Consider the following 9,250-nt stretch of genomic DNA (forward strand, 5'->3'; position numbering starts at 1 on the left):
GCCGCGTGCTTTTGGGGGTGTAACCATGACCGCGATGAAGCGCAGTTTTCGCCGGCGCGTGCTGGACTGGTGGTATTGGAGACGGCATGCAAGGTTGGTGAAGCGGCGTGGCGGGTGAACGCTGCCAATCTCCCCCACGAGGGGGGAGATTGGCAGCTTCCACCGCTCACCCCTTCTTCGCGAATGCCCAGACCATCATCGGGTATTCCTCGTCGTTGCTGAGGTCCCGCCACAGGCCGTAGGCGCGGACCGGGCCGCCTATGTGGGCGCGGGCGCAGGCCTTGTTGCCCCAGCCGAACGCCTGGACGTTGTCCTCGGCGAAGCCGCCATCGACCATCAACTGCTTCAGGCCGGCCGGCGTCCACCTGTTGTAGTCGTGCGGCCTGGCGTGGACGCGAAACAGGAAGGGCGTCGCCACCATCGCCCAGCCGCCCTCGCGGGTCATGGCGTGGATGTTCCGCGCCGCCGCCTGCGGCCGCTGCACATGTTCCAGCACCTGGTCGGCGATGACGATGGAATATTGTTCGTCGGTGCGATCCTTGCAGATGTCGAAATCGGGGAAGTCGACCGAGCGATAGTTGGGGCACATCGCCTTCCAGTAGCGGTTCCAGCCGGGCGAGATCTCGATCACGTCGCGCGATTTGCGGTTGGCGGCCGTCAGGAAGGTGGTGAAGGCCTCGATCTGGCGGATGCGCAGCCAGTTGCGGGAATCATAGCCGATGAGCCGTTTAACGGTACGTTTGCTCTGGTTCTTCAGGGCGGCAAGGCTTGTCGTCGTCACATCGACCTCCTGCAAAACCCCGCCGCGAGACGTTCCTAGACCAAGAACCGTGCAAAAGAATGACATCGTCGGCTGAAGCTGCCGATCTCCCCCTTGAGGGGGAGATGTCGCCGGAGGCGACAGAGGGGGTCGCCTCGCATGAAGCGCTAACCTCCTTCTGTTGCAGAAGGCCGAACCCGGTCGATCCGACCCCCTCTGGCCGCTTTGCGGCCATCTCCCCCTCAAGGGGGGAGATCCCCCAGTTTTAACGAGGCCCCCATGACCAGCGATTCCCGTGCCCGCGATATTCTTTCCCGCCAGTCCGAACTCGAGAGCGAGCGCGCCGCCTACGAGCCCGTATGGGAGGCGGTGGCGGAGTTCTGCGATCCCGATGCGCCCGATATCCCCTCCGGGCGCGGCGCCCGCCGCGGCGACAGCCAGGCCGAGCGGCAGGAGCGGCGCGGCGCCCGCGTCTATGCCAACACCATCAACTCGGCCGCCAACCGGCTGGCCGCCGGCTTGGAAAGCCTGATCATCCCGCAGTCGGAGAAATGGCACGGGCTGACCACCGCCGAGATGGACGACGAGGAGACCGACGAGGAAAAGGAATGGGCGGAAAACCTGCGCGACTTCCTGTTTTCGCTGCGCTACTCCGCCAATTCCAATTTCGTGCCGGCGACGCAAGCCTGCCTGCGCAATGTCGTGCGCTACGGTCCGGCCTATCTCTATGCCGAGGAAGGGTTCGGTTCGACGCTGATCCGCTACGCCTCGATCCCGGTGGTGGAAGGCTATCTCTCGCGCAACCGCTGGGGCCAGGTCGACATCTTCCACCGCCGCTACGAACGCACCGCGCGCCAGGCGGCGCAGCTGCTCGGCTACGAAAAACTGCCGGCGCGCATCAGGACGCTGGTCGACGATCCCGCCAAATGCGAGGAGAAGATCGCGCTCATCCAGTGCATCCAGCCGCGTGACGAGCGCCGCATGTACCGCTCGGGCGGAAGCTACCGCTATCTCGACGCCGCCTTCGCCTCCTACCATGTCATCGAGGACGAGGAGGAGATCGTGCGCGAGAGCGGGTTTCGCACCTTCCCGGTATCGGCCTTCAACTGGCGCCGTTACGAGGGCGACGCCTATGGCATCTCGCCGACCATCGAAGCCTTGACGACCGTGCGCGAGGAAAACGCGGTCCGCCGCTCGGGCCTGCGCGCGCTCCAGCAGATCACCGATCCGCCGACGGCGTCGAAGGCCAGGCTCGACTACGTGCCGGTGCTCGATCCGGGCGAGAATTATCCGGGCCTCATCGACGACAATGGCAGGCCGCTGATCGCGCCGATCACCACCGGGCAGAACCCGAGCTACGCCTTCGACTATGCGGCGAGCCGGGCTGAGGAAATCCGCGACATGATGTTCGTCAGCCTGTTCCAGACCCTGGTGCAGAACCCGCAGATGACCGCCACCGAGGCGCTGATCCGCCAGGAGGAGAAGGGCGCGCTGCTCGGACCGTCGGGCTCGATCATCCAGGCGGGCTTTGCCACCAATCTCGACCGCGAGCTCGGCATATTGGAGGACAAGGGTCTCTATGACGAGGACAGCCGCTTCCTGCCGCCGGCGAGCCTGGCGGGCAAGGCGGTGCGGCCGACCTTCACCGGTCCGCTCGATGTCTTGCGTCGCTCGGCGGAAGCGCGCGACACCATCCAGCTGGTGACCACGGCCATGCAGATGGCGCAGTTCGACCCTGATGTGATGGACAATATCGACAGCGACGAGGCGCTCAAGATCGTGCAGAGCGCCGGCCGCAGCCCGCAGCGCATCTTCCGCCGCAAGGATGAGGTGGCGGGCCTGCGCGACGCGAGGGCCAAGGCCAGCCAGGCGCAGGCCGGCATGGCGGCGATCGCCACCGCCGGCAAGGTGGCCAAGGACGCGGTGCCGGCGGCCGTGCAGGCGCGCGACAGCGGCCTGCTCGAGGGCTTGCAAGGCATGCTGCAGGGCGGCACCGCCGATGGGCCGACACCTGATGCCGGCGCCCAGGGCGCGATGCCGGCCGGACAGCGCGCATGAGCCGCAAACGCTTCGCCCACGCGTCGCAAAGCGGCGGCCCCGCCAAAGCGCGCGAGGCGCTGGCCAAGGCGTATCTGCGCGTGTTTTCCGGCGAGGACGGCGAAATGGTGCTGGCCGATCTCGCGGCGACGGTCGGCTATTTCAGGCGCCCGTCATACGGCGAGTGGATGGCGCGGACCAGAACCCCCAATGGCTTCGAGCTGCACAGCGCGCTCAGCAACGCGCGCGCCGAAGTGGTGCAGCACATTATGGGGTTCCTGACGCTGGACGAGGCGCAGCTCGTGGCGCTGGAAAAGGCGGCACGGGAGGAGGAGAGGTGAGGCGCTGAAGCGCCGATCTCTCCCCTCGTGGGGGAGATGCCCGGCAGGGCAGAGGGGGGCGCTGTCCCGCCGACCTTTGCCGTGCTCATCGCACGGCGATCAAATCACGAGCGGTCGCTCAGGCCTGGCCCTAGACGGCAAACCTATGGGCATGTTCAAAGTTCGGCGACGATCGAGGTCGGCGCTCTACGGCGCCCCCCTCTGTCCTGCCGGACATCTCCCCCACAAGGGGGGAGATCGGCGGTCTGGCCGCCGGTGATTCAATAATTGCCGTTGTAGTACCGGTCGTCGCAAGGCGCGGTGTAGATGCGGCCGTAGCGGTCCTGGTAGCGGCAGAGCTGGTCGCCGCGGCGCTGCGGGGTGGTGGCCGAGCCGACGACGGCGCCGAGCAAGGCGCCGCTGGCCGCGCCGATGACCGTGCTCTTGGTGTTGCCGCCGATGGCCTGGCCGACGAGGGCGCCGCCGGCGCCGCCGATCAGCGCACCGGTTCCGGCCCGCTGCTGGCCTTCCGTCTGCGCGCAGCCCGCCAGCGCGGCGGTCATCAAAACGGCGGCAGTTGTTTTGTGAAGGTTCATGTGACGTCTCCCTTAAAGATTTGAAATCCCTATCGATCGTCCCGTGCGGCCGCATTGCGGCGGAACGGCGGCACAGGCTGTCACGATATAAGACATGGTTTCTCGGGCGTTGATGAACCGGGAGGCGAAACACCTCTTTCGAACAAGGCGCTAGCGCCGATGCCTGTCAAAATGATTCAGCCTGAGCGGTCCCGGCCGTGTCTGGCCGCCCTTCCTGCCGCGTAGACCGCTCCTCACCCTCACACAAGAACGATTGGCGGCGCCACCAGTTCACTTCTAACCTAACCCTCAAAAGGAACATCACATGACAGATCTGGCAGATGCCGGGTCCGTGGCTGCCTCGTCGCAGCCGGCGGGCAACCCGGAACGGCCTCCGGCAGGTGCGGATAACGGGTCCGCCGTGCTTGCCGGCAAAAGTTGGTTTGACGGTCTTTCCGAAGGCAACCGCAAGCTTGCTGAAGCCAAGGGCTGGACCAAGCCTGAAAGCCTCGATCGGGTTTTCACATCCTATGCGGAGCTAGAGCGGCGGCAGGGCGAAAGCCTGCGCGTTCCAGCCAGGGACGCGCCGAAGGAAGACTGGGACAAATTCCATGCCCGGCTGCCCGAGGCGATGCGTCCGCTGACATCGCCCGAAAAGGTCGAATACCGGCGGCCTGACGGCCTGCCGGAAAGCTTCGCCTATTCGGACGAACTCGCCCAGGCGTCCAAGGCCTGGGCGGTCGAAGCCGGCGCCACGCCGAAGATCGCCCAGGCCTATCATGACAGGTTCGTCGGCTACATGGCCGAGCAGGCGGCGGCCCAGCAGGCAGCGCTCGCCCGCTCGGTCGAAGCCACCCATGACGACCTCGTCAAGGATTGGGGGCCTACCGACAGCGATGGCTTTCGCCAGAAGTTGGAGGTGGCCAACCGGGCGATGAAGAAGCTCGGCCTGGTCGATGCCTACAAGCAGAAAGGCATCCTTCTGCCCGACGGCGCCCTGACCGATCCGCAGATCGCCAGGGCCTTCCAGGCGATCGGCGAGGCGATGTTCCGCGAAGACACGATCGACGCCGACGCGGCGCCGCGGGGGCAAAACCCCTTCCGGCGCAACGCCGCCGGCGAGCGCAACGTTTCGGCCATTTCAGCCCTTGTCAAAAGCGACCCTCAACGCGCCCGGCGGCTGGCCAGGGAAGCGGGCGAAAACCCGGATCTCTGGATGCCGAACAACCCGCTCTGATCCCGACGCATCAGCCGCCGATCAATCTCTCAAAGGAAAGACAAAATGGCAGACGCCTATACCCGTATCGCGGACGCGATCGTTCCGTCCGTTTATGCCCAATACGCTTTCGAGGAGCACGTCCAGTCGCTCGAAATCTACCAGGCCGGCATCCTGTTTTCCGATCCGGCCATCTCCTCGAAACTGTCGATGGGCGGCCGTTCCGTCGACATGCCCGGCTGGAAGGACCTCGGCAACGATCCGTCCGAGCCGGTCAATGACGATCCGGCCGATTCCATCGAGATGAAGAAGATCGGCTCGCGCCGCGAGGTCGCCGCCCGCAATGTCCGCGCCCAGGCGTGGGGCGTTCCCGACCTGACCTCCATCCTGGCGGGCGACGATCCGCAGAAGCTGATCGTCAAGCGGCAGACCGAGTACTGGCAGCGCGCCAACAAGCTGACCTTGATCGGCATGCTCAAGGGTGTCGTCGCCGACAATCTGGCCAATGACGGCGGCGACCTGGTGCGCGCCACCGGCACCTCCATCGTCGACACCGACATCATCGAGGCGGCCTACCTGATGGGCGACCGTGCCGACAAGTTCCGCACCCTCTGGATTCATTCCAAGCAGATGAAAGCGCTGAAGCTCGCCGACCTCATCGACTATGTGCCGTCCTCGCAGCAGGGCGGGCCGCTCATCCCCTATTACATGGGGCTGCGCTGCGTGGTCGACGACGACATCCCGCAGGCGGCGGGCGTCTACACCGCGTTCATGTTCAAGGACAAGGCGATCCTGTGGAACGAGCTGCCCGTGAACACCGAAGGCGGGCCGCTCGAGTTCGACCGCAAGCCGCGCCAGGGCCATGGCGGCGGGGTGACGGAAATGGTCGGCCGCCGGCATTTCGTGCCGCATGTGCCGGGCACCCGCTTCCTCGACGCCTCCACCGCCGGCGAATTCGCCACCGACGCGGAGCTGGCGCTGGCGGCGAACTGGGACCGCACCGCGTCGAGCGTCAAGACCATGACGTTCATCGCTCTGAAGACGACCGAGGCATAGGGTTTCGTCTCCCGGGAGGTGGGCCAGGCCCACCTCCTTCCTGCGAGCGCCGGCGCTTGAACATTGACGCCAACCGTCGATGCCGGCGCTGCCCCTCATTGCCCTGCCGGGCATTTCTCCCCGTGAACGGGGAGAAAGACGCACTTCCCCCAATCACAACCCACGGAGGCCTTACCCATGGCCATAACCCCGACCGACATCGCCAATATGGCGCTGGCCGTCCTTGACGAGGCGCCGATCGACAGCCTTGACGAGGACATCAAGGCCGCGCGCTTGCTCAACATGCATTTCGACCTGACCCGCGAGGCCGAGTTGACGAAATACGCCTGGGTGTTCGCCATCCTTTCGGCATCCCTGGCCGGCAGCGATACCGGTTCCGGCGATTGCACGCTGAACTGGGTCTATGAACTCCCCGTCGATTGCCTTCGCCCGCTGCCGCTGACCCACAATGGCGAGCCGGACGGCATCGCGATCTCGTGGCGGCAGGAGGCGGGGCTGGTCTACAGCGACCGGGCGGGACCGCTCACCATCCGCTATGTCGCGAACCTCACCGACCCCAACGACTGGGACGCGCCGTTCACCGAAGTGCTGGTGGCGGCACTCGCCATCAAGATCGCGCATCCGCTGACGCACAAGGCCGGCATGATCGACATTGCCCGTTCGGCCTACGACCGCGCGCTGGACGCCGCCTTCACCGCGCAGGCCATCCAGCGCGGCGGACGGCTTTCGACATCGAGTTGGGCGCGGCAGCGCGGCGACAGCCGGTTTTATGCGGGGGCCATGCGCTGATGGCGACGCTCTATCCGGTCCAGGACGTCTTCACCCGCGGCGAGATCTCGCCGCGCCTGCATGCGCGCGCCTCGCTCGATCTCTACCGCGCGGCGCTGTCGAAATGCGAGAACTTCGTCACCCTGCCGCATGGCGGCATCCGCAAGCGCGGCGGCACCCGTTTCGTCGGCGAAGTCAAGACGTCCGCCAAGGCGACGCGGGCGATCCCGTTCATCTTCTCGGCCGACCAGGCCTACATGCTGGAGTTCGGCAATCTTTACATCCGCGTCTACGCCTATGGCGCGCGTGTCGGCACGGTCGAAGTGGCCTCGCCCTATCTTGAAGCCGACCTGTTCGATCTCGACTATGTGCAGTCGGCGGACCAGATGTGGATTTCCCACAGGGACTATCCGCTCAAGGTGCTGACGCGCACCGCCCATACGGCATGGACGCTCGACGACTACGCGATCGACGACGGGCCCTATGACGACATCAACGATACGCCGACCACGCTGACGCCCGCGGACTATGGGGCGCTGACGCCGAAGATGACGTCGAACACCGCGCCTTCCGGCACGGTCTCAGGCATGGGCGGGGCAGGGGACGCCTTCCAGCTTTTCGACAAGGCGACAGAGACGGACAGCGGCATCGCCGGTGCCACCAACGGCTCGGTCACCTACCAGCTTGCCGGTGGCGCGCAGGCCATCGTCGAAAACTACTATCTGACCGCACGCACCGGCGGAACGGTCGACCGCACGCCGACTATCTGGGTGCTTGAAGGATCGAATGACGGCGCGACATGGGTGACGCTCGACAGCCGCACCGGCGAGACCGGCTGGTCGGGCGGCGAAACCCGCTACTACGAATTCCTGAACAAGCTGGCGTTCGAATATCACCGCTTTACGTGGAAGGCGATCAACGGCGCTTCGGACAGCGCGTTTTCCGAACTGAACCTCAACCGGGCGGCGGCCAGCCAGACCCCGTTCGACCTCACGGCGTCATCGACCGCCGGCATCAATGGCGGCGCCGGCTTCCAGGCTTCTGACGTCGGCCGGGCCATTCGCCTGCTAGCGTCCGATGGCCGCTGGCGCTGGGCCAAGATCACCAGCCGCACCAGCGCCACGGCGGTGAAAGTCCAACTGCATGGATTTGCCCTGCCGGACCTCAGCCCGATATCCCGCTGGCGCCTGGGCACGCTCGTGCCGGGGAAATATGTCGAAAGCGGATCGCTCTACGAGGAGCGCCTGGCCTTCAGCCGCAAGTTTTCCGTCTACGCCTCGGCAACGGGGGATTTCAACAATTTCGCATTGGGCGAGAAGGATGACGACGCGCTGGAATTCCTCCAGGCCGGCGGCGGCCAGGCGAACGACATCACGTGGATCGCGGAATCGGACGGCGCGCTGCTGATCGGGACGCTCGGCGGCATCCGCGCACTCTCCGGCTCCGGCATCGACGAGGCATTGACGCCCTCCTCGTTCAAGAACCGGCGCTCGCGCACGTCGGGCTGTGCCCGCATCCGCCCCGTCGATGCCGGCCAGTCGTTCCTCTATGTCACGCGCTCGCGCCGCTCGATCGCCGAGCTGACGCAGGCTTCGACCGGCCGCTTCACCTCCGACGATATCGGCCAGATCTCCGAGCATATCGCAAAGCGTGGCGTGGTCGAGCTGGCGTTCCAGACCGACCCCGACCCGATGCTCTGGTTTCCGCTCGATAATGGCGAGCTCGGCGGCTACACCCACCAGCCCTCGCAGGAGGTGCGCGGCATGCACCGCCACCGCCTCGGCGGTACCGTCGCCGGTTCCGGCTGGGCGGCCGTCGAAAGCGCTGTCGTGACGCCGGGCCAGGATGGCGTCGACGACATCTGGCTGATCGTCAGGCGGACCACCGGCGGCGTGACCAGGCGCTATATCGAGATCATGACGGCGCCGTTCGAGTATGGGGCGCTGGAGGATGCCTTCCAGGTCGATTGCGGCCTGACCTATTCGGGCGCCGCCGTCAACACCGTGTCCGGGCTTGGCCATCTCAACGGCGAAAAGGTCGACGTGCTGGCCGACGGCAAGGTCTATCGCGGGCTGCCGGTCGCCTCCGGCCAGGTGACGCTGCCCGGCGGCGCCGTCGCGGCCAGATGGCAGGCCGGGCTTGCGTTCCAGTCGCAGGCCGACACGCTGGAGCTCGACGTCGCCGGCCGGGACGGCTCGATCCTCGGGCGACGCAAGAAGCTGGCGGGGGTCATCCTGTCGCTGCTCGAAACCGACACGACAGGGCTTCAGGTGCAGTCGCTGATCCGCGGCCGCTGGGAAAGCGTGCGCATGCCCTCCCTCGTCGCGCCCGACGGCAAGGCGACCCTGTTCACCGGCAATGTCGAGCTGCCCATCGACGACAGCTGGGAAGGGCAGGGCCGGGTGCGGATCCGCCACGTCAACCCGACGCCCTGCACGATACGCGCGTTCACGCCGGTGTTCGACGCCGAGCCCTAGGGCGAGCTGGCGTTCCTCGCCCCCGCGAGGCGGGGGAGAGG

General features: G+C 66.2%; 8 protein-coding genes. 6 read left to right on the plus strand and 2 right to left on the minus strand.

The window, feature by feature from the left end; translation table 11 throughout:
• Positions 1-166 precede the first annotated feature (166 nt).
• The gene (locus FJ946_RS25285; RefSeq protein ID WP_224519113.1) at positions 167-781 is read right to left on the minus strand and encodes a methyltransferase domain-containing protein; all 615 of its coding nucleotides are present in this window, start codon (positions 779-781) and stop codon (positions 167-169) included.
• Between the two features lie 258 nt (positions 782-1,039).
• Between FJ946_RS25285 and FJ946_RS25290 the strand changes: the two genes are divergently transcribed.
• Positions 1,040-2,818, plus strand: a complete 1,779-nt coding sequence (locus tag FJ946_RS25290; protein WP_140567625.1) for a portal protein — start codon at positions 1,040-1,042, stop codon at positions 2,816-2,818.
• Positions 2,815-3,138, plus strand: a complete 324-nt coding sequence (locus tag FJ946_RS25295; RefSeq protein WP_140567622.1) for a hypothetical protein — start codon at positions 2,815-2,817, stop codon at positions 3,136-3,138. The genes FJ946_RS25290 and FJ946_RS25295 overlap by 4 nt, the downstream gene beginning before the upstream one ends.
• A gap of 260 nt (positions 3,139-3,398) precedes the next feature.
• Here FJ946_RS25295 and FJ946_RS25300 read toward each other — a convergent pair whose 3' ends face one another.
• The gene (locus tag FJ946_RS25300) at positions 3,399-3,713 is read right to left on the minus strand and encodes a YMGG-like glycine zipper-containing protein (RefSeq protein WP_140567620.1); all 315 of its coding nucleotides are present in this window, start codon (positions 3,711-3,713) and stop codon (positions 3,399-3,401) included.
• Between the two features lie 304 nt (positions 3,714-4,017).
• On the opposite strand from FJ946_RS25300, the gene FJ946_RS25310 reads away from it, so the two are divergent.
• The 4 genes from FJ946_RS25310 (at position 4,018) to FJ946_RS25325 (ending at position 9,209) form a co-directional block, all read left to right on the plus strand.
• Positions 4,018-4,929, plus strand: a complete 912-nt coding sequence (locus tag FJ946_RS25310) for a hypothetical protein (protein WP_246673060.1) — start codon at positions 4,018-4,020, stop codon at positions 4,927-4,929.
• Between the two features lie 45 nt (positions 4,930-4,974).
• Positions 4,975-5,964 carry a Coat protein gene (locus FJ946_RS25315; RefSeq protein WP_140567611.1) on the plus strand — a complete coding sequence of 330 codons (990 nt, stop codon included), beginning with the start codon at positions 4,975-4,977 and terminating at the stop codon, positions 5,962-5,964.
• Between the two features lie 177 nt (positions 5,965-6,141).
• Positions 6,142-6,753 (plus strand): hypothetical protein, encoded by a 612-nt coding sequence (locus FJ946_RS25320; RefSeq protein WP_140499954.1) that lies wholly within the window; start codon positions 6,142-6,144, stop codon positions 6,751-6,753.
• On the plus strand, positions 6,753-9,209 hold the full coding sequence (locus FJ946_RS25325; RefSeq protein ID WP_140567608.1) for a hypothetical protein: 2,457 nt from the start codon (positions 6,753-6,755) through the stop codon (positions 9,207-9,209). The genes FJ946_RS25320 and FJ946_RS25325 overlap by 1 nt, the downstream gene beginning before the upstream one ends.
• Positions 9,210-9,250: the final 41 nt, after the last annotated feature.

The organism is Mesorhizobium sp. B2-4-7, from assembly GCF_006442685.1.
Lineage (GTDB): Bacteria > Pseudomonadota > Alphaproteobacteria > Rhizobiales > Rhizobiaceae > Mesorhizobium.

Excerpts from the sequence above, each read along its gene's own strand:
- FJ946_RS25290 (WP_140567625.1), top strand. The coding sequence starts at position 1,040 with ATGACCAGCGATTCCCGTGCCCGCGATATTCTTTCCCGCCAGTCCGAA.
- FJ946_RS25295 (WP_140567622.1), top strand. The coding sequence starts at position 2,815 with ATGAGCCGCAAACGCTTCGCCCACGCGTCGCAAAGCGGCGGCCCCGCC.
- FJ946_RS25300 (WP_140567620.1), bottom strand. The coding sequence starts at position 3,713 with ATGAACCTTCACAAAACAACTGCCGCCGTTTTGATGACCGCCGCGCTG.
- FJ946_RS25310 (WP_246673060.1), top strand. The coding sequence starts at position 4,018 with ATGACAGATCTGGCAGATGCCGGGTCCGTGGCTGCCTCGTCGCAGCCG.
- FJ946_RS25315 (WP_140567611.1), top strand. The coding sequence starts at position 4,975 with ATGGCAGACGCCTATACCCGTATCGCGGACGCGATCGTTCCGTCCGTT.
- FJ946_RS25320 (WP_140499954.1), top strand. The coding sequence starts at position 6,142 with ATGGCCATAACCCCGACCGACATCGCCAATATGGCGCTGGCCGTCCTT.
- FJ946_RS25325 (WP_140567608.1), top strand. The coding sequence starts at position 6,753 with ATGGCGACGCTCTATCCGGTCCAGGACGTCTTCACCCGCGGCGAGATC.